Annotated in this window: 25 protein-coding genes; 15 read left to right on the plus strand and 10 right to left on the minus strand. The window is 30.1% G+C overall.

Annotated features, from left to right (window positions below; translation table 11 throughout):
* Nucleotides 1-201 precede the first annotated feature (201 nt).
* The 3 genes from recA (at nt 202) to LQ673_RS03195 (ending at nt 3,488) form a co-directional block, all read left to right on the plus strand.
* Nucleotides 202-1,215, plus strand: coding sequence for a recombinase RecA (gene recA / locus LQ673_RS03185; protein ID WP_049319417.1), 1,014 nt, complete (start codon nt 202-204; stop codon nt 1,213-1,215).
* 217 nt (nt 1,216-1,432) lie between these two features.
* The gene (gene rny, locus LQ673_RS03190; protein ID WP_126476500.1) at nt 1,433-2,992 is read left to right on the plus strand and encodes a ribonuclease Y; all 1,560 of its coding nucleotides are present in this window, start codon (nt 1,433-1,435) and stop codon (nt 2,990-2,992) included.
* A gap of 196 nt (nt 2,993-3,188) precedes the next feature.
* Nucleotides 3,189-3,488, plus strand: coding sequence for a hypothetical protein (locus tag LQ673_RS03195; RefSeq protein WP_191835971.1), 300 nt, complete (start codon nt 3,189-3,191; stop codon nt 3,486-3,488).
* Nucleotides 3,489-3,549: 61 nt separating this feature from the next.
* Here LQ673_RS03195 and LQ673_RS03200 read toward each other — a convergent pair whose 3' ends face one another.
* On the minus strand, nt 3,550-5,046 hold the full coding sequence (locus LQ673_RS03200) for a glycosyltransferase family 2 protein (RefSeq protein WP_191835972.1): 1,497 nt from the start codon (nt 5,044-5,046) through the stop codon (nt 3,550-3,552).
* A 358-nt stretch (nt 5,047-5,404) separates the two neighbouring features.
* On the opposite strand from LQ673_RS03200, the gene LQ673_RS03205 reads away from it, so the two are divergent.
* On the plus strand, nt 5,405-7,714 hold the full coding sequence (locus LQ673_RS03205) for a CDP-glycerol glycerophosphotransferase family protein (RefSeq protein WP_204171109.1): 2,310 nt from the start codon (nt 5,405-5,407) through the stop codon (nt 7,712-7,714).
* Between the two features lie 288 nt (nt 7,715-8,002).
* On the opposite strand, the gene LQ673_RS03210 is transcribed toward LQ673_RS03205, so the two are convergent.
* Genes LQ673_RS03210 through LQ673_RS03225 form a run of 4 tightly spaced genes read right to left on the minus strand, consistent with a single transcriptional unit; the run spans nt 8,003 to nt 11,168 of the window.
* Nucleotides 8,003-8,836: an alpha/beta fold hydrolase gene (locus tag LQ673_RS03210; RefSeq protein ID WP_239704636.1), complete on the minus strand. Its 834-nt coding sequence runs from the start codon at nt 8,834-8,836 to the stop codon at nt 8,003-8,005.
* 16 nt (nt 8,837-8,852) lie between these two features.
* A complete protein-coding gene (locus LQ673_RS03215; RefSeq protein WP_191835503.1) occupies nt 8,853-9,854 on the minus strand; it encodes an amidohydrolase family protein in 1,002 nt (333 codons plus the stop codon).
* Nucleotides 9,855-9,903: 49 nt separating this feature from the next.
* The gene (locus LQ673_RS03220; protein ID WP_239704634.1) at nt 9,904-10,605 is read right to left on the minus strand and encodes an SDR family NAD(P)-dependent oxidoreductase; all 702 of its coding nucleotides are present in this window, start codon (nt 10,603-10,605) and stop codon (nt 9,904-9,906) included.
* A complete protein-coding gene (locus LQ673_RS03225; protein ID WP_191835505.1) occupies nt 10,602-11,168 on the minus strand; it encodes a TetR/AcrR family transcriptional regulator in 567 nt (188 codons plus the stop codon). The genes LQ673_RS03220 and LQ673_RS03225 overlap by 4 nt, the downstream gene beginning before the upstream one ends.
* A 104-nt stretch (nt 11,169-11,272) precedes the next feature.
* Between LQ673_RS03225 and LQ673_RS03230 the strand changes: the two genes are divergently transcribed.
* The 3 genes from LQ673_RS03230 (at nt 11,273) to LQ673_RS03240 (ending at nt 13,010) form a co-directional block, all read left to right on the plus strand.
* Complete coding sequence (locus LQ673_RS03230) at nt 11,273-11,587, plus strand: DUF2316 family protein (protein WP_191835506.1); 315 nt, start codon at nt 11,273-11,275, stop codon at nt 11,585-11,587.
* Nucleotides 11,584-12,402, plus strand: coding sequence for an NmrA/HSCARG family protein (locus LQ673_RS03235; protein WP_191835507.1), 819 nt, complete (start codon nt 11,584-11,586; stop codon nt 12,400-12,402). Before LQ673_RS03230 ends, LQ673_RS03235 begins: the two co-directional genes overlap by 4 nt.
* Before the next feature lie 122 nt (nt 12,403-12,524).
* Nucleotides 12,525-13,010 carry a GNAT family N-acetyltransferase gene (locus LQ673_RS03240; protein WP_037587840.1) on the plus strand — a complete coding sequence of 162 codons (486 nt, stop codon included), beginning with the start codon at nt 12,525-12,527 and terminating at the stop codon, nt 13,008-13,010.
* A gap of 58 nt (nt 13,011-13,068) precedes the next feature.
* Here LQ673_RS03240 and LQ673_RS03245 read toward each other — a convergent pair whose 3' ends face one another.
* On the minus strand, nt 13,069-13,983 hold the full coding sequence (locus tag LQ673_RS03245) for a DMT family transporter (RefSeq protein ID WP_191835508.1): 915 nt from the start codon (nt 13,981-13,983) through the stop codon (nt 13,069-13,071).
* Nucleotides 13,984-14,089: 106 nt separating this feature from the next.
* Between LQ673_RS03245 and LQ673_RS03250 the strand changes: the two genes are divergently transcribed.
* Both LQ673_RS03250 and LQ673_RS03255 read left to right on the plus strand, forming a co-directional pair.
* The gene (locus tag LQ673_RS03250; protein WP_191835509.1) at nt 14,090-14,968 is read left to right on the plus strand and encodes an AraC family transcriptional regulator; all 879 of its coding nucleotides are present in this window, start codon (nt 14,090-14,092) and stop codon (nt 14,966-14,968) included.
* 75 nt (nt 14,969-15,043) lie between these two features.
* Nucleotides 15,044-15,841, plus strand: coding sequence for a Cof-type HAD-IIB family hydrolase (locus LQ673_RS03255; RefSeq protein WP_191835510.1), 798 nt, complete (start codon nt 15,044-15,046; stop codon nt 15,839-15,841).
* Between the two features lie 104 nt (nt 15,842-15,945).
* Here LQ673_RS03255 and LQ673_RS03260 read toward each other — a convergent pair whose 3' ends face one another.
* The 3 genes from LQ673_RS03260 to LQ673_RS03270 are packed head-to-tail and all read right to left on the minus strand — an operon-like array spanning nt 15,946 to nt 17,253.
* Nucleotides 15,946-16,473: a GNAT family N-acetyltransferase gene (locus tag LQ673_RS03260; protein ID WP_239704632.1), complete on the minus strand. Its 528-nt coding sequence runs from the start codon at nt 16,471-16,473 to the stop codon at nt 15,946-15,948.
* 56 nt (nt 16,474-16,529) lie between these two features.
* Nucleotides 16,530-16,940, minus strand: coding sequence for a YolD-like family protein (locus LQ673_RS03265; protein WP_103360546.1), 411 nt, complete (start codon nt 16,938-16,940; stop codon nt 16,530-16,532).
* The gene (locus LQ673_RS03270; protein WP_025907213.1) at nt 16,927-17,253 is read right to left on the minus strand and encodes a hypothetical protein; all 327 of its coding nucleotides are present in this window, start codon (nt 17,251-17,253) and stop codon (nt 16,927-16,929) included. The genes LQ673_RS03265 and LQ673_RS03270 overlap by 14 nt, the downstream gene beginning before the upstream one ends.
* A 169-nt stretch (nt 17,254-17,422) precedes the next feature.
* Between LQ673_RS03270 and LQ673_RS03275 the strand changes: the two genes are divergently transcribed.
* Together LQ673_RS03275 and LQ673_RS03280 are read left to right on the plus strand one after the other, a co-directional pair.
* Nucleotides 17,423-17,926, plus strand: a complete 504-nt coding sequence (locus LQ673_RS03275; protein WP_191835512.1) for a Rossmann-fold NAD(P)-binding domain-containing protein — start codon at nt 17,423-17,425, stop codon at nt 17,924-17,926.
* A 209-nt stretch (nt 17,927-18,135) separates the two neighbouring features.
* On the plus strand, nt 18,136-20,442 hold the full coding sequence (locus tag LQ673_RS03280; protein ID WP_191835513.1) for a CDP-glycerol glycerophosphotransferase family protein: 2,307 nt from the start codon (nt 18,136-18,138) through the stop codon (nt 20,440-20,442).
* Between the two features lie 73 nt (nt 20,443-20,515).
* Here LQ673_RS03280 and LQ673_RS03285 read toward each other — a convergent pair whose 3' ends face one another.
* Entirely contained in the window at nt 20,516-20,734 is a 219-nt protein-coding gene (locus LQ673_RS03285) for a hypothetical protein (RefSeq protein ID WP_025905597.1), read from the minus strand.
* 159 nt (nt 20,735-20,893) lie between these two features.
* On the opposite strand from LQ673_RS03285, the gene LQ673_RS03290 reads away from it, so the two are divergent.
* The 4 genes from LQ673_RS03290 to LQ673_RS03305 all read left to right on the plus strand — a co-directional run bounded on the left by LQ673_RS03290 (nt 20,894) and on the right by LQ673_RS03305 (nt 24,778).
* The gene (locus LQ673_RS03290) at nt 20,894-21,685 is read left to right on the plus strand and encodes a TIGR00282 family metallophosphoesterase (RefSeq protein WP_037587854.1); all 792 of its coding nucleotides are present in this window, start codon (nt 20,894-20,896) and stop codon (nt 21,683-21,685) included.
* A 105-nt stretch (nt 21,686-21,790) separates the two neighbouring features.
* Nucleotides 21,791-23,548 (plus strand): 2-oxoacid:acceptor oxidoreductase subunit alpha, encoded by a 1,758-nt coding sequence (locus tag LQ673_RS03295; RefSeq protein WP_126477442.1) that lies wholly within the window; start codon nt 21,791-21,793, stop codon nt 23,546-23,548.
* A complete protein-coding gene (locus tag LQ673_RS03300; RefSeq protein ID WP_025905600.1) occupies nt 23,549-24,415 on the plus strand; it encodes a 2-oxoacid:ferredoxin oxidoreductase subunit beta in 867 nt (288 codons plus the stop codon).
* A 72-nt stretch (nt 24,416-24,487) separates the two neighbouring features.
* Nucleotides 24,488-24,778 carry a thiamine-binding protein gene (locus tag LQ673_RS03305; RefSeq protein ID WP_025905601.1) on the plus strand — a complete coding sequence of 97 codons (291 nt, stop codon included), beginning with the start codon at nt 24,488-24,490 and terminating at the stop codon, nt 24,776-24,778.
* Nucleotides 24,779-24,804: the final 26 nt, after the last annotated feature.

Here is a 24,804-nt window from a genome sequence, read left to right on the forward strand (position 1 = left end):
TTCATAAAATCGGTACTTATGTTCGCTTAATTTTAAAAAATGCGTACAAAAACACGAACAAATATTCGCTTTATGCTTGCAATTTAGAACAAAAGCATTTATAGTAATAATAGCTAATTAAACAAGTAAATTCATTTTATATATATAGGAGGTTATCGCGTGAACGAACGTCAAAAAGCACTCGATACAGTAATTAAGAATATGGAAAAATCCTTTGGTAAAGGGGCAGTAATGAAGCTAGGGGATAATACAAGCAGAGAAGTATCAGCAGTTTCTAGTGGCTCAATCACACTTGATAAAGCATTAGGTGTGGGTGGTTACCCTAAAGGACGTATCATTGAAATATATGGTCCAGAAAGTTCTGGTAAAACAACAGTAGCTTTACACGCTATCGCTGAAGCACAAAGACAAGGTGGCGTAGCTGCTTTTATTGATGCTGAGCACGCACTAGATCCTGTTTATGCTAAAAACTTAGGCGTAGATATTGATAACCTATATTTATCACAACCTGACCACGGTGAACAAGGTTTAGAGATTGCAGAAGCATTTGTTCGTAGTGGTGCAGTTGATATTGTTATTGTTGACTCAGTAGCTGCATTAACACCTAAAGCTGAAATTGAAGGTGAAATGGGAGATACACACGTTGGTTTACAAGCAAGATTAATGAGTCAAGCTTTACGTAAATTATCAGGTGCTATTTCTAAATCAAATACAACAGCTATCTTTATCAACCAAATTCGTGAAAAAGTTGGCGTTATGTTCGGTAATCCTGAAGTTACACCAGGTGGACGTGCGTTGAAGTTCTATAGTTCTGTTCGTTTAGAAGTACGTCGTGCTGAACAATTGAAACAAGGTCAAGAAGTAGTGGGTAACCGTACTAAAATTAAAGTTGTTAAAAACAAAGTTGCGCCTCCATTCAGAGTAGCAGAAGTTGATATTATGTACGGTGAAGGTATTTCACGTGAAGGTGAATTAATCGACTTAGCAGTTGAATTTGATATTGTAGATAAATCAGGTGCTTGGTATTCATATAACGGAGAACGTATGGGTCAAGGTAAAGAAAACGTTAAGACTTACTTAAAAGAAAATCCAGCTATTATCGAAGAAATTGATGGAATCTTAAGAGATCAATTAGGCTTTAACGGTAAGAAGAAAGAAGAAGCTAAAAAAGAAGAAAAACCTAATGAGCCTGAACAAGAAACTTTATTAGACTAAATAGTATTTTGTCATTAAATTAAACATTCTATAGATTACGTTTCATTGTGTAATCTATAGAATGTTTTTTTATAAAAATAGAATTAAAAATTAAAGTCCATGTCCTTGACACTTGTACAAATTTAAACGTACAATTGAGTTGTATGATTCCATAGTTTCATTTAATCATATTTTTGTATATATAAGACGTAGAACCTAGATAGAAGGAGGTGTTTATGTGGACTTATTAACCCTCTTACTCATTTTGCTAGGAGTTATTCTAGGTGTTGTTGTAGGATACTTTTTCGCACATAATAGCTTAACGAAAAAGCAAGATCAAGCTCGTCAGTCTGCTCACTATATTATAAGTGAAGCGAATAAAGAAGCTGAGAGTCTTAAGAAAGAAAAGTTGATTGAAGCTAAAGAAGAAAATCAACAAATTAGAGATCATCTTGATAGTGAAATTAGAGAGAGAAGAAGTGACCTACAAAAGCAAGAAGCAAGATTACTTCAAAAAGAAGAAAACTTAGAGCGCAAATCTGATCTTTTAGACAAAAAAGATGAAATTCTAGAAAACAAAGAAGCTAAAATTGAAGAGCGACAACAACAGGTAGATGCAAAAGAGAGTAATGTTCAAGAAATAATAATGAAACATGAACAAGAACTAGAACGCATCTCCGGACTCACACGTGATGAAGCTCGTAAAGAGCAATTCTCACAAGTAGAAGAAGAACTGTCACATGATATTGCTGTACTTGTAAAAGAAAAAGAAAGAGAACTAAAAGCAAATGTCGATAAAAAAGCTAAAGAACTGTTGTCTATTACTGTACAAAGATTAGCAGCAGATCATACTTCAGAATCGACTGTATCCGTAGTAAATTTACCAAATGATGAGATGAAAGGACGTATTATCGGTCGTGAAGGTCGTAATATTCGTACTTTAGAAACATTAACAGGTGTAGATTTAATTATAGACGATACACCAGAAGCGGTTATATTATCTGGATTTGATCCAATTCGAAGAGAAATCGCTAAGACAGCCTTAACTAATTTAGTATCTGATGGACGTATCCATCCAGGTAGAATTGAAGATATGGTTGAAAAAGCGAGAAGAGAAGTGGATGACCTAATGAGAGAATCAGGTGAACAAGCGACATTTGAATTAGGTATTCATAACTTACACCCAGAATTGGTTAAAATTTTAGGACGTATGAAATATCGTACAAGTTATGGCCAAAGTGTACTGAAACACTCAGTAGAAGTTGCACAACTTTCAGGAATGTTAGCAGCTGAACTAGGTGAAGATGTTACTTTAGCAAAACGTGCAGGTTTATTACATGATATTGGTAAAGCTATTGATCACGAAGTTGAAGGTAGCCATGTTGAAATAGGGGTAGAACTTGCAAAGAAATATCATGAACATGATACAGTCATAAATGCAATACACTCACATCATGGGGATGTAGAACCAACATCAGTTATTTCTATACTGGTAGCAGCAGCAGATGCGTTAAGTGCTGCAAGACCTGGAGCTAGACGAGAAACTTTAGAAAATTATGTGAAACGTTTAGAAAGATTAGAAGAAATATCAGAAGGTTATCAAGGTGTTGAAAAAGCATTCGCAATACAAGCAGGTAGAGAAATTAGAGTAATCGTTTCTCCTGAAGATATTGACGACTTGAAAGCACATAGAATAGCTAGAGATATTAAAGATCAAATAGAAGGCGAATTACAATATCCAGGGCATATTAAGGTGACAGTTGTCCGGGAAATGAGAGCTACTGAATACGCTAAGTAGAATAGTTCTCAAATTTTAAAACCCTAACCGAATGCGGTTAGGGTTTTTTATGTTGTTATCAAAAAATCTTTTGTACAATACAAAATTATAGTATAATATATATGTATAATATGGAAGTGAAAAAATATTTAATGTAATTTAAACTGAAAATGATAAAACCATTCATAGTAGATTTATATAAAGTGAGGTGTTATATATGAATAATGACTACATAACTAGAGCAGAATTTCAAATGCTAGAAAAACATATGAACACAAGATTTGATCTAATAGAAAGTTCTTTAAAAGAAGTGAAAAATGAATTGAAGAATGATATTAAAAGTGAAAGTCATCAAAGAATGAGAGAATCTGAATCATTAAAAGAAGATATTATCAATTTAGTAGATCAAAAAATTAGCACCAACATTAGTAATATGAAAGACGCTCAAAATAAATGGTTTATAGCAACCATACTCGTCCTACTCGGATTAGCAGGAAGAATATTTGGTGTTTATTGAGGTATTAGTAATTAAAAAATCCCTTATGATTAATGTTTCAATTAGTCATAAGGGATTTTATTTATTTATGTTGCTCTACAATATGATTACTTGTATTTAAACCAACTTCAGGGACTTGTATTGCAGGTTGGTTATCGTGTTCATATGTTCCTGGTGTTTGGTAAGCTTCTTCACTTGTTTCTATACTAACTTTAGAGTGGGGTGTTCTAATCCAAGTTTGTTGATTTGGCCATGTAAATAAACCAAATAATTGTACGATAAAATCAGTTATCATAAACCATTGTAAAGATAAAACAATTTTGATTGGATTAATATTTCTAAGTTTTGCATAGACACTATACAAAGGTAATATGACGAAACTATAAATAATAAGTAATGCGTTTATTCCTGTAATATAAAACATGTAATCATTCAATAAATGCAATGCACCTAAAATATTCAAAGCTGCTAATGTTGATATCAACATGTGATGATGGGTTAATAATATAATATTAATGATGAGCACTAAAAATATTAAGAGTATATGAAATGCTTTACCCATACTCATTAAGAAGAATATTTTGTCTAAGTATTTAATATTTAAAGTCATAATAAATTTCTTAGTTAATGGCAAAATTTGTTTGAAAGCAACGTACCAATGTCCTTTTATCCATCTATGTCTTTGTATCATACTCACTTTTGTTTTTTCTGGCTTTTCATCATAAATAGACGCATGGTCATTCCATAATATACGTCCGCCATCATTGATAATCTCAATTTCCATTTCTAAATCTTCTGTAAGTGAATCAAACTTGAAGCCGCCTTTGTCAATTAGCCAATCTGTTTTCACAAAAAATCCTGTACCACCAATTGAATTAGGTAAGTTTAATTTATATTTTGCTAATTGGATAAATCGATTATTTGTCCAAAATACAACTGAGTAGGCTAAACTCATAAATTTAGAGTAGTTTTTACTATCAAGATAAGTTTGAATTGCTGTTGGTCTACCTTTAGTAATAAATTGTGAATTGACTTCTTTTAAAATATTTTTACTAACAAAATTATCAGCATCTAAAACCATAATCATGTCATATTGACGTTTAACATTTTCAAAACCTAATTTTCTAAGTGCGTATTGAATACCTGCAGGTTTACCAACACCTTCTCGTTCAAATTCATTTTTAATAGTATCTACAACAAGTACATTTTCATTTAAAGCAATTTGTGTTGTAAGATCAGTGGAGTTATCACTAACGATGCATATATCATATAAATTTTTATCGTAATTAATTTGTTTAAGATTTCTAATTGTTTCCCGAATCACACTTTCTTCATTATGAGCTGCAACTAAAATTAAAAACTTTGTTCTATCTTGTTTAATAAGGTAATCTCTTTTTATGTTTTTAAATCCAAAAAATGAAACAATCATATTATATGAATATACAATTGTGAAATAGAATGATAGAAGCATTAATCCCGTAAATATAATAACTAATAAACCTTGCCCTCCCCAAAGCATTGGTATAATCGTTATCAAAGCTAAAAAACACAACCAAAATAGATAATTTAATTTTTTCATAATTTGTCTCCTTAAAATAATAACTTTTGTAGTATACATTTGGGAATATGTTCTAGGCAAGATAAATAAATTAATAAATTGTGGTTTATTGAATATATGCTCACATTAAAATTTCATAAATATTATAAAGTCACTTAATGATGAATAAATAAACATGTATTTATTGTAAATACAAGAGAGGGAGCTTGAAAAATGAATTTATATACGTTGTGTCTAAAATGTGACATTTTAAAAAAGTGAAATTTTTAGAAGAAGGTATTAATTTATAAGTAATAAATTTAAAATTGTATGTATGTTAATATAATGATTAAGTTTGATTTAAAATTACTACAAGTCAAAACAACGGGGAAGGTATGTCATGCATATAAAAAAGATTTTTAATGAAGTTTGTTTAATAGAAAAATATACTAATGAATTTTTAAAAATTAAAATGTTTGATAGCGATGAATTTTTCTATATTACTCCAAAATATTTAGATTTACGAGAACATGCCATTAAAAAGACTAATTTTGAAGATAACATTTTAATGATATTAGAAATCGATCAAAAGATTTTATATGTTCATATTAAGAATGGCATGATTTATATTTCACCTTATTTAAATGGTAATACAGAAAAAAGTTTAGATATTAGCATTGAATCATATTATGACAAATTTAAAATTCAAAAGACTAAATACGCTTATGAAGTATTAGATGAGAACAATAATAAATATGAATTAAATGAATCAATTTTTTTGAAAGGATACTCAAAAATCGATTCATTAGAAAGAATTCATTCTAATGAACCTTATATTTATTTAAAGATTAGATATCATCACATAGTGAGTTTTTTAGAGTATACGATTTCTAAAAAGGAATTTTCGTTAAAAACGTCATATGTTCAGATGATAGATTTGGAAGGGAACTTAGGTTTTAATTTGATATCTAACAACACTTTTGAACTTTCTAATTTATCAAATGAAGTCATAAAGATAAGCGAACTTATTAAAGAAAAACATTTAAAAATAAAATCAAAAATTGCTTTGCAAAATTTTAATCCTGTTATTGTTAAATTAAATAATAGACTATTTACTATTTCGTACAATAGTCCAGATTTAATAAATATAGAACAAGATCTTGTTGAAAAGCCGACTTTCAATGTTTCACATATTAATTCGAGTAATACAAGGCATGGAATTAAATTTAGTGGGCATATAGATTATAAGTATCATTTTAATAATCTTTTTAATAACGTTGTGACACGTGATGGACTCATATTATCCAAAATTAAGTGGAAAGATAACGGGGATTTTGAATTTGAAGTTTCCAAATATAAACTAAAGGAATTAAAAGAAGTTCATAATAACTTATACTTTGCTTATAACGAAATCATCATACATCCGCTTATAGTAGAAAATCCAGATGATTTAAAGAATACAGTATTATGTACAAATAATCATAAAAAAACATCATATATTTCGAGAATAAGTGCAGTTGATAAAGCGGTTATTACATCAATACCTAAATTACCTATTTATAATCAATTCAATCAATTTAAAATTAGCTTATCGAAAAAGATTGCTGATTCTGTTTTGAAATTTAAAAAGAAAAATGTAAATTTGTATTTTGAAAAAGATGCTTCAAGTGCTTCTGAATCAGGGTTTGTAATGTTTGAAGCAATTAAAAAATTAGAACATTTAAACTCAGTGAATAAATTTGTTATCGATAAGAAATCTAGTAGTTATGAGATTTTACGAAAGCAATATAAACACGATATTTTAAAACGTTTTTCATTCAAACATTATTATTATGTGTTTATGGCTGATCATTTTATTTCAAGTGAACTAAGTAATCATGTCATAGCAACCAAAACTTTTGATAATCTACTTTCTAATAAAATAAAAAACACACCATTGTACTTTTTACAACATGGTATTATGTTTGCCAAACCTGTAGAAAATCCACAAGGTAGGAGTTTTTATAAAGAAAATCAAAATAATAATTTAGTAAAGAGTGTTATTAGTTCTGATTTAGAAGCTTTAGAATTTTATAAAATGGGATATGATAAACAGGATCTTATGAAAACAGGATTGCCTAAATTAGATCATGCATATCTTAATAAAAATGCAAATAAAATAGCATTTATGCCAACTTGGAGATATTGGGAAGAAATGTATGTTGTAAATAATGAGATAGAAAAAACTTCATACTATCAATCAATTATTGAAGTAATCGATGCATTTGAAAAAGCAGGTTTACTCGATAGATTATTGATCGTACCTCATAATAAATTTGCCCAGTACTTTAAAGAAAACTTTAAAAAGTATGCTCATATTATTGATACTAATCCAACAGAAGCATTAAAAAATTCTATTATTTTTATTACAGATTATTCGTCTATTATATATGATGCTGTTTATAGAGGTGCATATCCAATATTTTATTGGAAAGAAAAAGATTACTTAATCAAAAATTATAAAGCAACACCACCCCTAAATGAATCAAATGCACCAGGACCAATTGCTTACGATGAAGCGGAATTAATTGACGTGATAAACAAAGCAATTGATGGAAATTATATTCTAAATGAAGAATATAATCATAAGTATGAAGAAATTAACGAATTTAAAGATAATCAAAATACTAAAAGAGTTATTGAAAAGTTGATTGAAGATAAAGTTTTATAGTATTAGATAGGGTATAGTAATTATATAATATTTTTTATTTAGTGGAATATAGGAGGGAGATATAATGGTTGATCTGTTAAAACAGTTGATATCTTTTCTTATGGATACTTTCTCTGTATGGAGTGGTACACCTAAACTAAATATTAATTTTACTAAAAGAAAAAAAGTAAAGAAATAGCTTATGCTTAAGTATTTTCATGAGTAAATAAATATATAAACTCAATCACATTTTGTACAAAAAACATCGCATGCCATTCGTTTATGAGTGACATGCGATGTTTTATGATATTATAACCACATTTTTGTTAAAGTTTCTGCAAATCCTTCTGGTTTTTGAACATAACCTAAGTGTCCACCTGGTATATCGACGATTTTAATACCTGTTTGTTCTTCTATATAGAAGTTAACGTCTTGTGGGAATGAACCTACTGAATCTGTACCGTTTAATAATGTGACAATATCTTTATGTTTTGATAAATCTTCTAATGTAATATCAGAATGTGTATATTGTCTGATTTCATAATTTGCCCAGAAAATCATACGTTCGTATTGTGCTTTTTGTGCTTCGTCGTCTTCTGAAACTGGTTTAGACATGTCTTTAGCATCAATTGCTGAGATGTTTAATGTTTCTCCGAATGTTTGCATGCCTTTTTGTAATCCTTCAGATGCAATTTGTTCTACGATTTGATCATTTTTTTCTTTCCAATATTGACTATCTGGAAGGAAAGTATTGATTGGAGGTTCATGGAATGCAATTTGTTTAACGACTTCTGGATAATCTTTTAATACGTGCATCGTAACGATTGATCCTGAGCTTGAACCTAATATATATACTGGCTCATCACTTAAATGTTTCGCAAGTTCTGCAACATCTTGTGCGTCTCGTTTAACACGATAGTCATCGTCTGGATTTTGTGCACGTTCTGGAAGCGGCTCTGTTAATTCACTATGTCCGTAATCTCTTCTATCTATAGCAACAACTGTAAAACGATCTTTCAATCGTTCGGCTAAAGGTAAGAATATATCTCCAGTACCGTTAGCGCCTGGGACAAGTATTAAGACAGGACCTTCTCCAACTTTATAGTAATTTAAATTTGCGCCTTGTAATTTTAATGTATTCATTATATTGCCTCCATTTTTAAAGTTTTAATAATTTTTGTGCATTTTTAAAACTAATCTTTTCTTTTTCTTCAGTTGTTAAGTCTAATTCATCTAAGAATGTACCTAATTCTTCAGGTTGAATATAAGGATAATCTGCAGAATATAATATATGATCGACACCGACAGCATTTTTAACCATTTCAAATTGGGGTTTAGTTAACATACCACTTGGTGTAATAAAGAAATTATTTTTGAAGTAGTGACTTGGTTTATGTTTTAAGTTTGGTGCATAAATGGTTTCATCCATTCTTTCGTAGAAGAATGGCGTAAATTCTCCCCAATGTCCTATAATCATTTTTAAGTTTGGATATTTATCCATAATACCGCTTAAAATAATACGCATTGCATGTACACCAACATCAACATGCCAACCATAACCAAAACAAGCAAATGATCCAGCGGTAGCATCTGAATATTGATCACTTTGATAATAAGCTTGATATGCTTCGTCACTTATTGGCGCTGGATGTAAATAAATAGGTACATCTAAAGCTTCTGCAGTTTCAAAAATAGTATGGAATTCAGGACTATCTAAAAACTTACCATTTGGACGACCAAAGATGAGCGCACCTTTAAAGTTGAGTTCATTCACACATCTTTTAAATTCTTCAGCAGCTGCTTTTGGTTCGTTAATAGGTAATGTAGCAAATCCTAGAAAACGATCAGGATATTGATCAATATATTTTTTTAACGTGTCATTTGTATATCGACATAATTCGATTGCTTTATCACCAGTAAGAAGGGAAGGTGAGACATTACCGTAAGACAACACTTGGATTTGTACATTTTGTTCATCCATAAACTTAATGCGTTGCTCATGTTGATTAATTTCATCTTCATTCGTAAAGCCAGTTTGATGTTCCAGTGCTTCTAACATCGCTTTTAATGGCACACCGTTTTCTGATGGTTGAATAATTTTACTCATTTGTTCTTGAACTTCTTTTAATACGAAATGTTCTTCGAAATTAATACTTTTCATTGTTAGAACTCCTTTTAAAAATCATTAATTGAAATTTAATTTGTTTGTATTACCAAGGCATTATTCCATTAGCATCTATAAATGTACCTGTAGGATCGTTTTGATCTATTGTCGCAAGTTCAATAATTGCTTTAGCGCCTTCAGATACTGGTTTCGATTGGTTACTTGCATCTCCAACTAAGTCTGTATTTGTTGAACCTGGGTCTGCTGCATTTATTTGAATATGTGGTAATCCTTTTGCATATTGTACCGTTAACATTGTGACAGCAGATTTTGACGAGCAATAAGCGAGTGAGTTAACTTTGGATTCCATCGTTTCTTCATTTGTAACCATTCCAAATGAGCCTAATCCACTGCTAACATTTACAATGACAGGTTGCTCAGATTTCTCTAATAATGGAATGAATTGATTTGTCACACGTACGATACCAAATACATTTGTTTGATATACGTTTTCCATATCTTCAGGTTTAATATCTCTAACTTTAGTGAAACCACCAGAGATACCTGCATTATTAATGAGAATATCTAAATGTCCTTCTTGATTAAGAATTGTTTCTGCAGCAGATGTAACTGATTGATTATCTGTTACATCTAATTGAACGTAATCAACACCAATATCCTCAGCTGCTTTTTTACCACGTGATTCATCGCGAGAACCGATATATACATTATAACCTTGTTCTTTCAATACACGCGCTGTTTCAAATCCTAAACCTTTGTTTCCACCTGTAATCAGTACATTTCTCATTGTTCATCGTCTCCTTGATAATCGTTATAAAATAATTGGACAAGTGCATTACGAAGTTCTTCATTAGACATTTTCCTATTTTCTGTTAAAAACTCATAATTTTTAGTCGTAAGTGCATTTAATAGGATATCTACTTTGAATGTAATAAAGTGTTTATTTTCTTCATAATTAAATAGGTTTGAATAATAGTCATGTAACAGTTGATAGAATTCAGTTTGTTTGAAATCCTTTTTACTTGTACTATTTTCAACACACTTCAGTAATGCTTGATGTTCCATTTTGAACTGTAAAAATCGATCGATTGACTGTATAAAAATCATTTTGTTTGAATGCTCTTTTTGTGAAATTGTGTTTAGATCCGACATGAACATTTCAAAATCATTTGAGATTAATTTGTAGCAAAGGGCACTTTTATCTTCAAAATGTCTATAAAGTGTTCCCATACCTATATTGAGTTCATTAGAAATTCGTTTCATGCTGATATTTTCAACACCAAATTCATTAAAAAGTGCTTTAGCTTTAGTTTCTATACGATGTTTATTTTCTTCGGCATCTCTCCTCATGTTGACGCCTCCTTGCTTATAAATTGACAATCGGATACCTGTCCGTTTATTATATGAAATATAAAGTTAAAGTTCAAAGAATTTGAATTGAAAGAAGGAATATCATGTCTTTAAATAAAGAACAAAGAAAAGTTACGAGCAAAGAATTAATTGAGCATTTTAAAGCATCTCATTTAACAGAGGAAGAAATTGCTGAGGGATTGAATGTAACACCTAAAGATATTCATAAAGCATTAAATATGGAAGCACCAAATGGATTAATGAGAAATAGATTAATGGATTTTATTCATTTAGTATGGGATGTTAGAGATTTTATAAATAAAGAAATTAAAGCACAAGGAAATGAACCGATTGAGTATACGTATTTAAAAGGTAATAAAGAGGATTATAGTTTCTTACAAGGGAGAGGAAATAGATGACTCAAAGTATTTTAGTAATAGGATCTACAGGTAAGCAAGGTAATGCGGTCGTTCGAGAATTACTAAGTGATGGATGGAAAGTTCGTGCATTTACGCGTAACAAACATAATGAAAAATTTGCAAATATTAAAGATGACAATTTAGAAATATTTGAAGGTGATTTAAGTAATCAAAGTGATTTAGAACAAGCTATGAAAGAACAATATGGTGTATATTGCGTTCAGCCAATTATACCGAATGATGTAGAACAAGAATTACAACAAGGTAAAGCTATAATCGATACAGCAGTAAAACAAAATATTTCTTATGTCGTATATAGTACTGCAGGAGGCGTAAATAGAAATCGTACAGGTCCACACTTCGAAGCGTTAGCTAAAATTGAAGACATGCTTAGTGAATCCCCATTAAATTATACAATTATTAAACCATCATTTTTCATGGATAATTTTCTGCGCATTGTCAAAGTAGAAGCGGATAACATATATATTCCAGAATTTATTTCACCTGATATAAAATTTGCGATGATTCCTTCTGAAGATATTGCTAAAATAACTGCTCAAATATTTAAAAATGAAGATGAATATAATCATCAATCTATTGAAATTGCTTCTGATGAATTAACATTAAACGAAGTTGTTGATACGTTTACAAATGTAACAGGCATAAAAACTGAAATAAAAGGTCAATTTTCTAGTCAAACTGCTGAAAAAAGTTGGCTAGAAGAAAAAGGATATGTTGTAGACTTTGGACAAATGGATCATATCAATCCAAATAGATTACGTTTAAATAAATGGATAGAAAAACATTTCAAATAATAATATTATGTTAACAAATTCGTATTGTTAAATAATTGTACAGTCATGTCAGTTATATTCACATAAATTTGTGTGATTGTATTCTTTATGTATACTAAATATAAATTAAGGAGGATGGAAAGATGATTAGATTAGCAAAAGAAGAAGATTTAAAAGATATCCTATATATTTATAATGATGCAATTAAGAATACGACAGCTGTATACACATATGATGAAACAACATTAGAAGAACGTCATAAATGGTTTAATACGAAAGTAGAAAATAACCAACCTGTTATTGTGTATGAAGTGGATGGTCAAGTTGCTGGTTTTGCAACATACGGATCTTTCAGAGATTGGCCAGCATATCAATATACAATTGAACATTCTATTTATGTAAATCCAGATTTTAGAAGACAAGGTATTGCTTCAAAATTATTATTAGAAATTATTGATTTAGCTAAGAAAAATGGCTATAAAACGATTGTTGCAGGAATTGATGGTGATAATCAAGGCAGTATTGATTTACATAAAAAATTAGGATTTAAATATAGTGGTAAAATTGAAAAAGTAGGATATAAATTTGATAAGTGGTTAGATTTAGACTTTTATCAAATATTTTTATAAATGATTTACAACCATACTGAGACAATAATATTTGTTTTAGTATGGTTGTTTTTAATTTTTAAACTTCGGAAGTATTTCCTTTTTTTAATGATATTGTGAGTATTAATACTAATATTAACAATATCCCTAATATTTGAAATGGTAAAAACGCGACATTTAACCAAATTGCACTACTTAATATTGCGATTACAGGTTCAATTGTTCCAAAAAATGCAGTTTCTTTAGCACTTAAATAATTCAAACTAGAAATAAAGAAGAAGAACGCAATCGTTGTACCTGCAATAATCCCAAATAAGAGATAGAAAATAGTTTGGCCATTTAATAGTTGAATATCAATATCCCAAATAGGCGCTTTAAAATTGATAAATATGCCAGATATAAGCATTGACCATCCAACGACGAGAACGGATGGATATTTTTTTAATAAATTACCAACATAAATCGTATAAAAAGCTAATGATAAACCAGATATAATGCCCCAAATAATACTACTTTTAGCAACCATTAAGTTGTGAATACTCCCATTAGTCAATAATAAAAAAGAACCAGCGATTGTTAGAATAATAGCTATTAAATCAAATGCTTTAAAAGTATCTTTCTTTCTTAAGACATACCAAATAATGATATAGACTGGCGCTATATATTGTAAAAGTGTCGCTACTGCTGCATTACCGTAATTGATGGATGCCATGTATGAGTATTGAACGAGAAACATGCCAAAAATTGAAAATAATAACAACTGAATGATACTTGCCTTATCTTTAAATATACTAAACAAACTATGTTGTTCATGCGTTAATTTAAACAAGCATAATAGTAATACACCACTTATAAGCAGTCTTGCTGTTACATACCAATTCATATCAATATGTTGATGTTGAAATAAATAATCAGAAACTGTACCACCTAGTCCCCAAAAGCTTGCACCAACTATTGCTAAAGTTATACCTTTAATGCGATTATACTTGTCCATATGTTTCACCTTCATTTTATAATTATATATTGATTATAGTGACTTAAAACATGATATAATACATAAATATTGTGTAATAATATCAAAATATTGAGGTGATTGTTGATTGTATACTGAAATTATTGTTGAAGAAACAAGAGAAGAATTAATTCAATATCCTTATAAAAATTGGCATCATATTATTTTACATACTATTTTAAACAAAACGTTATACGGATATATCCCCATTCATTGGCACAGTGCTTTGCAATATGTTTATGTCATTAATGGTGAACTTAAAGTTGGGATAGGTGAAGAGTTGATATATATTCCAAAAGGGCACGGGTTATTTATCAATTCTCAAGTTGTTCATGAAATAAATGAAAGTATGTCTGATACTGAATATTTTTGTTGGAATATTGATCTTGCTGATATGCATAAACAGATAGAGATGGAATATTTAACACAAGTATTAGAATTAGCACATAAAATACCTTATATATATTTGTCACCGAATCTCTCTGAACATCAAATGTTGATTAATATTATTAAAGAAGCGGGTGATAAATTTGATAAAAAAGAACAACATTTTAAACTAGATATTTCAATTTGCTATTATGAGTCATTGAAATATTTGATAAATATCATGTTGCAAATTGAAACAGACGCACATTACTATTTTGATCAACGTATTAAAACATTGATTAAGTATATACAAGATCATTATCAATCTAAAATAACTTTGAATGATTTAAGTGACAATATCCATATGAGTAAATCTGAGACTGTCCGACTGTTTAGTAAATATGTTCATCAAACGCCATTTCAATATATCTTAAACTATAGATTAGAAAAAAGTGTCAGTATGTTAAACAAACATACAGATAAGTCGATTACAGATATTTCATATGCATGTGGCTTTTCAACAACGAGTTATTTTATACAAAAGTTTAAAGAAAGGTATGGCCAAACACCAAAACAATTTCTTAAACAAATAAAAAAGTAAACGCTTTCTATTGAAAAACTATAATTATACCGATACAATGTGATTAAATAGTTACAAAGTAAAGGAGATAATAAGATGGATATAAAATTAGTTGTTACAGATATGGATGGTACTTTTTTAGATGGGAATAGCGAGTTTGATAGAGAAGCGTTTGGTATATTAAAAGAAAATCTAGATTCACATAATATTAGATTTGTGTTCTGTACAGGGAAACAATGTGAAAGAGTTGAAAATATTGTAGGTGATTTAACGAAAGATACATTTATCATTGGAGATAGTGCAACACGTATAAAATATAACGGTGAATTTCTTTACACAGCAACGATACAAAATGAACTAGGATTAAATATTATTGATGCTTTAACAAAAATAGATCCAGAGCAAACAATTATTGCATGTACGGAAGATGTAGCATATGTTCTAGATACTGTTTCTGATGAAGAGAGAAAAGCTGTACATGGGTCATATCAAAATGTTACATACATTAAAGACTTCACAGAAATTAAAAGTGATTTCTTGAAAATTACGGTTCATGACGCTTCAGGTAAATGTAAACAAACAGCACAACAAATTGATTACTTTAACAACGAAGTGTATATTATTGCATCTGAAGATTACTGGGTTGATATTACGAAGTTAGGTGTGAATAAAGGAACGACTATTCATAAAATACAAAGCATATTAAACATTGATCCAGCTGAAACAATTGCTTTTGGAGACGGACTTAATGATATAGATTTATTCAAATCAGCTAAATATAAAGTAGCAATGGATAACGCCTATCCAGAATTGAAAAAAGAGGCAAACCTCATCGCTATCAATCATAACGATAGCGGGGTTATTAAAACATTAAACTTATTGCTTTCATTCTGATATCATGTTTTAAAGCGAAGAAAATGAACTAAATGTAATATAGTGAAAATGAGAGTGGGATAGAAATCTAATTTATTTAAAAAGATTTCCGTCCCGCTTTTTAGTTATGCATTAAAATCCAAATAATAATAAATATCAAATTTACCTTTTTGTTGTGTGAATTGATATGATTTGGTATTTAGTCCACCAATTTCAAAGCCATATTTTAAATAAAAGCGATTAGCATTTAAATTATTGTCTTGAGCTATCGTATAAATCCCTTCCATACCTTCATCTTTTGCGAATTCTATCGCTGCATTTAACAATGTTGATGCAACATTTTGACCGCGGTAAGAAGAAGAGACTTTTAAATCACTTAAATACAAATATTTATTCCAATCCTTTTCAAAAACACCTAAACCAATACATTTGTTATCATCAAAAGCACCTATTGCAAAACCTTTCTGATCTATTGAATCAAGCTGATAATCTTCATCAGGAAAAATCATCGTATCAGAATCCGTTAATACTTCATGATATTGCCATGCATCAGCAGTTCTCGTAACGACAAGTTTACCGAACAATTCAAATGGTTCATTAGGTAATTTCAGTGCATGTTCATTATTTTTAGTAATACGTTCAATTGTTATCATAAATGATGCCACCCCCATTTACATATCATAGCATAAGCGAAGAAAATGGTTTTACACTATTCAATACTAACAATACAATCCATGCTCAATCGTACTTTCTTATCCTCTGCAATGACTTCTAATTTTTTATGTTCACTATCAAATTTATGAATTTCACATGCTATTTCTTTAAAATAACCATCTTCCCAATATTTAATAAGTGCTTGTGGATTATAAAATATTTTCTCTGCTAATACGTTATTCAAATCATTTAATGCAGTTTCTTCTAATATAGGTTTCTCTACTTTTGTTTGATCGGCTATAAACTGTTTAATCATTTCATATTGTTGAGGCATTGTTGCAAATGGTGCCCATTTAATCATGCCTCTTCCTTTAGGAATATTACGTTGTAGATAATGATTAGGAATTTTGCGATAATCTGTCTCATATTTATAAGGTTCTGGTAAGTCAGGATTAATGATTTTCATATACAAGCTCCTTATTCATTTTATTTAAGCAATGAATCGCGTTATTCAAAGAAACGATCATCGTATTTCGTTGTGTTGAAGATGTATAAACATCACGATAAATGACGCGTAAAATCTTTAAATATCCCGTAAATAAAATGAACTTCTCAGTTCGATAATCAAATGATTGAAGGTAGCGTTCAACTTTGTCTATTTCTTTATAAATGACTTCACCATTTAAAAATATCGCCGTATCATTAGTTGGTTCAACGCTATCTAACATGTAAATGTAAGTTTCAAATTTATGAATCATTAAGTTAATATACTTATTCATCACAAACACCTCCCGTAGAATCTTTTCTTTTATTATACGAACAAGTGTTCGTATTTGTAAAGTGAAATGTGAGAGATAAATTTGACTTAATAAATGAAAATCTATTGAAAGCTTGTGTTATATTAAGCATACTTAAGAAAAATTTTTAAAATTAAAGTAGGTGAATAAAGTGACAATTGTGATTGCTGGTGGATCTGGTATGCTGATGGATGCAACGAAATGGATTAAAGAACATTTTGATGATGATATTTGGCTACTTTCTAGAAATCAAAATAAATACTCAGAGGACTTACTTCATTCAAAAAATATACATTTTAAACAATATGATTATGAAAATGATTGTGTGCTGAGTGATGAGCATATACGAGATGTCAATATTATGGTGAGTTGGGTACATAGTAATGGTTATTTCAGTCATCTTAAGTTCATTGAGAAAAATATAAGTCTAGATAAGCATGCTGAACCAATTTATGTTCACGTCGTCGGTACAAATAAATTTGATGATGCTGAGTTTATTAATAAGCTTAAGAATAAAGGCTTTAATGTATTCACGGTAAAATTGGGTCATCGAGTAAATGATGATGGAACTAAACGTTGGTTGAATCATGAAGAAATTTCAAAGGGTGTTATTCAAGCTATACAATTCAAAAGAGATGTATTAGTAAGTGATTGATGAGAAAAAGAAATTGAATTTAATATTGTAATATAGAAGATAATCTTATATTAGATTGTCTTCTATTTTTATATTCAATAGAATTAATTATTTATAACAAATAATTCTGTGTAAAATAATTAAAAATTGTGGAATAAGTGTATAAGGAGTGTTAGTATGAATGAAAATTTAATTATAAGATAAAAACAATTACAAAGGGGCGAGATTGAATGAAAATTAAAATTTTAGGGTTCAATCTTTTTGCTAAAGGTGGAACATCAAGAAGTAATATCAATTTAATTAAATCGTTTATTAAAGCTAATCATGAAGTTGTTTATTATAATTTTAAAACTTTTGATAAGACAGCGAAATTTAATACAATGATTAATGAACAATTATTTGATAAGCATTTAAGTTTCGAAGAATTTAAAACAAGTGAAGATTTTGTAAATGCAGATCTCGTTATACTAACGAGAGAAACCTTTTTTTATTTAGCAAGAGAAATAAAATCCATCAATCCAAATGCAATGGTCGTAGGGGAGATACATGGACCATTAGCATATATTGATGATAATCAAGATTTAGCTTTTGATGCAATTGATGCATATAGAGTGAGTTATATTGATATTAAGCATGATTTCATCGAGCGTTATGGAAAAGAGAATGTCTTTAATCAATATGTTGATGCGTCACATATTATTGTGAATAAAGAGCCTAGTGTGACACGAAGGAATTTATTAATTAAAGCGAGATTTGAAGATAATATAAAGGATATTTCATATGTTATAAAAATGATGAATCGTATCATTAATGTTAAGGGGTATGATGATATACATTTATATATCAAGGGGTATGGACCATCTGAAATTTTATATAAGAATTTAATTCATTATTATCAACTAGAGGAACATGTTCATATGAATGAACGTGAACCTAAAAACTATATTTATATATCATCTTCTCCGTATGAAACATTAGGCTATTCTATTTTAGAATCTATAGCAGAAGGTAATAAAGCATTTATTTACGCTGGAGAAGATGGTGTGCTTAAACGTATATATGAACCATATCATGCCGTTGAATTTTTGGAGAAAGATATTCAAGAAGATAGTGAGCGTTTAATTGAGTTTATTGATAACAAATATACAAAGGAAGAACGAGCTGAAGATGTAGTGTTATTGAATGCAACATTTATTGATAGAGACTATGCTTCTGATTTTATTGAAGCATCTAAAGGATGTATGTATGGTTTAAAAGTAGGATCAGGAAGTAAGTCACAAGTTACACAAAAAGTCCGTAAAAAATCAAAGCTTGAATATGGTAGAGATTTGTATGAACAATATAAGACTAAACCAGTTATTAGAAGAGTGTTAAATAATGAGAAAGTCTTTAATTTTGCTAAAAAGAAATACGAAAAAAGAAAAATGGATAAGCTTAAACAGCAATATGATGCTATTACACCATTAGAAAACAAAGTGTTCATTGAGTCATTTCATGGTAATAACTTTAGCGGAGATCCGAAATATATCGCATTATATATTAAAGAACATTTTCCTGATAAAGAAGTATATGTAAGTTCTAGAAATGCGTTAGTAGATATGGAAATTAGAAATCATAATTTAATACCTATAAGGTTTGGTAGTACCATCTATAATCAAACATTTAGGTCATGCAAATATGTCGTGGTGAATGGCAATACTTTAGATAGAGTGTTTAAACATAAAGATCAAATATTTGTACAAACATGGCATGGCTTTCCACTTAAAAGAATGTTGAATGATTTAGAAGATAAAACTGAAAGAAACGCTCAAGTCGCAGCATTTAAACCAAGAATGAAGAAGTGGGATTACTTATTAACCTCTTCAGCAGTAAACACAATGTTACTAGAGTCATCATTTAACATTCAACCAGAGCAGGACTTACAAATCCTTCAACTCGGTGCACCAAGAAATGAATATTTAATGAAGCATGACGAAACAGAGAAAGAACGCGTACTTACGAAATATTTCTTTACTAAAAGTAATGATAAAAAATATATTTTGTTCTGTCCGACATGGAGAAAAGAAAAAAGAGCATTATTGTCAAAAATCAATTTGAATATCTTATTAGAACAATTGCCTGAAGAATATGAAATTATTGTTAAATTACATCCTAACGAATCACATTTGAGAGTAACATATAGTGAATTAAGTGATCGAATTCATTGTTTTTATAATGAACTTGTAGACATTCAAGAACTATATTTAATTTCAGATGCCATGATTACAGATTATTCATCTACGATATTTGATTATGCACATTTAAATAAACCCATTTTCTTATTGCAAGAAGATACAGAAGTTTACTCAGAACAAATAGGTTTTTACTTTGATATATTCGAACTTGTCACAATAGAAATTGCAAGTAATGATGAACGCATACTGGCTAGACAATTACTAGAAAATAAACAACCAGATTATCAAAATATAACAGACCAACTATTACAAGATGACAAAATAGGTACCACTGAAAATATCGTGAATTATATATTTAAGTAAGTATTATTACAAACCAAAAACCATCGCTACAGTCTATAGCGATGGTTTTTGATATTAGTATTTTATAATAAATTTAACGTGTTAAGTTCAGTTCTAAATCTAATGCTTCTTTTAAAACGTTGGACGTTTCTTGTGAATTTACGCCACAACTACCATATTTTTCAGCGAGTTTGAATGCTGTAACGTATAGTTCTAAACTGTCTTTCGCGATATCTTCTGCATTTTCTTCTACGGATGGATTTGCTCTAACCACTAATTCTGCAAATTTTTCTGGTTGGATTTCAATTCCCATGTTTAAATAAACACTCCTATTAGATTTTGTAACGTTACTAAACAAATGTGTTTGAATAACGCTCGTATTATGTATACCCTAATAAAAAATTAATAATCATCTCTTTTAAAATTTTTTATTTTGAATTAGAATATAGAGTGAATAGAGAGGATGTCAATATTGAGAATTTTATTTATAGGTGATATTGTAGGCAAACTAGGAAGAGAACAGTTAGAAACATATTTACCAAAAATTAAAGCGAGTTATAAACCAACGTTTACGATTGTGAATGCAGAAAATGCTGCACATGGTAAAGGTTTAACAGAGAAAATTTATAAAGATATTTTAAGAATGGGTGCCGACTTTTTAACGATGGGTAATCATACTTATGGTCAAAGAGAAATATATGACTTTATTGGACAAGCAAATAGAATGGTTCGTCCAGCGAATTTCCCTGAAGAAGCGCCTGGTCTTGGCATGAGAATTATTAGAGTTAATGATAAAGATATCGCAATCATTAACTTACAAGGTCGTTCATTTATGCCAGCAATTGACTGCCCATTCAAAAAAGCAGATGAACTTATAGAACAAGCTTCAAAAATAACGCCGTATATATTTGTCGATTTTCATGCTGAAACAACTTCAGAGAAAAACGCAATGGGGTGGTATTTGAATGGTAGAGTAAGTGCCATGGTTGGTACACATACGCATATTCAAACATCTGATGAGCGCGTGTTAAATGAAGGTACTGCTTATATTACTGACGTAGGTATGACAGGTTATTATGATGGCATATTAGGTATTAATAAAGATGAAGTTATAGAAAGATTTATAACAAGTTTACCTCAACGTCATAATTTACCAGACGAAGGTAGAAAAGTATTGTCAGGTGTTATTATTGACCTTGATAGTGCGGGTAAAGCTAAAAAAATACAACGTATATTAATTAATGACGATCATCCATTTGAATAGTATCGTCCATTAGACTGATTTTTACTAAAACCCTTTAATTTCATAGGATTAAAAGGGTTTTTTTGTTATGATATAACATGAGATATTACATGGGGAGGCCATAAAATGAAATCACAAATTTCATGGAAAGTGGGCGGACAGCAAGGCGAAGGAATTGAATCAACAGGTGAAATTTTTGCAACTGCTATGAACCGTCAAGGATATTATTTATACGGATATCGCCATTTTTCAAGTAGAATTAAAGGTGGGCATACAAATAATAAAATTAGAGTATCGTCAAAACCAGTAAGAGCTATTAGTGACGATTTAGATATATTAATTGCATTTGATCAAGAGACGATAGAAGTTAACTATCATGAAATGCTTGAAGGCAGCATTATTATTGCAGATGAAAAAGCGAAACCACAAAATCCAGAAGATAGTAAAGCACAATTGGTTAGTTTACCATTCACAGGTGTAGCAAAAGAATTGGGCACTGCACTTATGAAAAATATGGTCGCAGTTGGTGCAACTTGTGCTGTAATGAATTTAGATACGACAGTATTTGAATCATTAATAAAAGATCTATTCGGTAAAAAAGGTGAGAGTGTAGTAGATTTAAACATTCAAGCTTTAAATGAAGGATATCGCTTAATGTCTGAACAAATGGACGATTTACAAAGTGAACATACATTAGAACCAACTGACTCAGAAGGTCATTTATTTATGATAGGGAATGATGCAATTGGTTTAGGTGCTGTTGCAGCAGGTGTTAGATTTATGGCAGCATATCCAATTACACCAGCATCAGAAATTATGGAGTATATGATTGATCGTTTACCAGCATTAGGCGGTACGGTTATTCAAACAGAAGATGAAATTGCAGCATGTACAATGGCTATAGGTTCAAACTATGCAGGTGTACGTTCATTCACATCTTCAGCAGGTCCAGGTTTATCATTAATGATGGAATCAATAGGTTTATCAGGTATGACTGAAACACCACTTGTGATTGTCAATACACAACGTGGAGGTCCTTCTACTGGTCTGCCAACGAAACAAGAACAATCAGATTTAATGCAAATGATTTATGGTACACATGGTGACATTCCTAAAATCGTATTGGCACCAACTAGTGCAAGTGATGCGTTCTACTTAACTGTAGAAGCGTTTAACTTAGCTGAAGAATATCAATGTCCAGTTATTTTATTATCAGATTTACAATTATCATTAGGTAAACAAACTGTCGAATCATTAGATTATAGCAAAGTTGAAATTCGTAGAGGTGCATTGGTTGAAGGTGATTTAGAAAAACAAGAAGATAAAGCGTACTTTAAACGTTATGCTTTAACAGATTCAGGTATTTCACCACGTATCTTACCAGGTACAAAAGGCGGTATCCATCACGTAACAGGTGTTGAACATGATGAAGAAGGAAAACCTTCTGAAAGTGCTGAAAACAGACAAAAACAAATGGATAAACGTATGCGCAAGACAGCTCAATTATTGATAGATGAGCCAGTAGAATCTAATGAAAAATATGAAGAAGCGGATATATTATATGTTGGCTTTATCTCAACAGCTGGTGCAATCGAAGAAGCTATTTCAAGATTGGATCAACAAAATGTGAAAGTCAATCACATTCAAATAAGACAACTTCATCCGTTCCCTTCAGATGTTGTGCAAGAAGCATTTAACAAAGCTAAAAAAGTTGTTGTAGCTGAGCATAACTATCAAGGACAACTATCTAATATTATTAAGATGAATATTAATCATCAAAATAAAATTATTAACCAAACTAAATATGACGGTACACCGTTCTTACCACATGAAATAGAAGATAAAGCGTTAGAAATCGTAAGTAATATGAAGGAGTTGATTTAATTGGCAACATTTAAAGATTTTAGAAATAATGTTAAACCAAACTGGTGTCCAGGTTGTGGAGATTTCTCAGTACAAGCTGCGATTCAAAAAGCTGCAGCTAATGTTGGGTTAGAGCCAGAAGAAGTTGCCATTATTACAGGGATTGGATGTTCAGGCCGTTTAAGTGGTTATGTGAATTCATACGGCGTTCATTCTATACATGGCCGTTCTTTACCATTAGCACAAGGTGTTAAAATGGCAAATAAAGATTTAACTGTTATCGCTTCAGGTGGTGACGGTGATGGATTTGCGATTGGTATGGGTCATACTGTTCATGCATTAAGAAGAAATATGGATATGACTTATATCGTTATGGATAACCAAATTTATGGTTTAACAAAAGGACAAACATCACCAAGTTCAGCTAAAGGATTTGTAACGAAATCAACTCCAAAAGGTAACATCGAACAAAATATTGCACCTTTAGAATTGGCGATATCATCTGGTGCAACATTTGTCGCTCAAAGTTTCTCTAGTGATATTAAAGAATTAACAAGTATTATTGAAGAAGCGATTAATCATAAAGGATTTTCATTTGTAAATGTATTTTCACCATGTGTAACGTATAATAAAATTAATACGTACGACTGGTTTAAAGAAAATTTAACAAAGCTTGCAGATATTGAAGGTTATGATAATACGAATAAATCTCAAGCAATGCAAACTGTATTAGATACTGAATCAATGATTACAGGTATTATTTATCAAGATAAAGATACACCATCATATGAATCACAAATTGAACAGTTTGATGAGCAACCGCTTGTTAAAAAATCACTTAAACTAGAACAAAATCAATTTGATGAACTTGTTTCTCAGTTTAAATAATTATATAATTATACCACTTTAAGCTCATAGATTTATCTATGAGCTTTTATACATAGAAAAGGGGGATTCGAAATGACAAATACATTAATGAGTATTCAAATTATTCCAGAACATCAACAAACAGGTGTTATTCCATTAGTTGATGAGGCAATCAGTATCATCGATCAATCGGGTCTTAAATATGAAGTGCATCCTTTAGAAACAACGATAGAAGGAGATTTAAATGCATGTCTTATTCTCATTGAACAAATAAATGAACGTATGGTTGAACTTGAATGTGACAGTATTATTTCTCAGATAAAGTTCTATCATGTGCCTGAAGGTATAACAATGGATACATTAACGGATAAGTATAAATCATAATTTCAAAATAATGAGTTAGAAGAAAA

The sequence above is a fragment of the Mammaliicoccus sp. O-M54 genome (assembly GCF_022386035.1).
Taxonomy (GTDB): Bacteria; Bacillota; Bacilli; order Staphylococcales; family Staphylococcaceae; genus Mammaliicoccus; species Mammaliicoccus sciuri_A.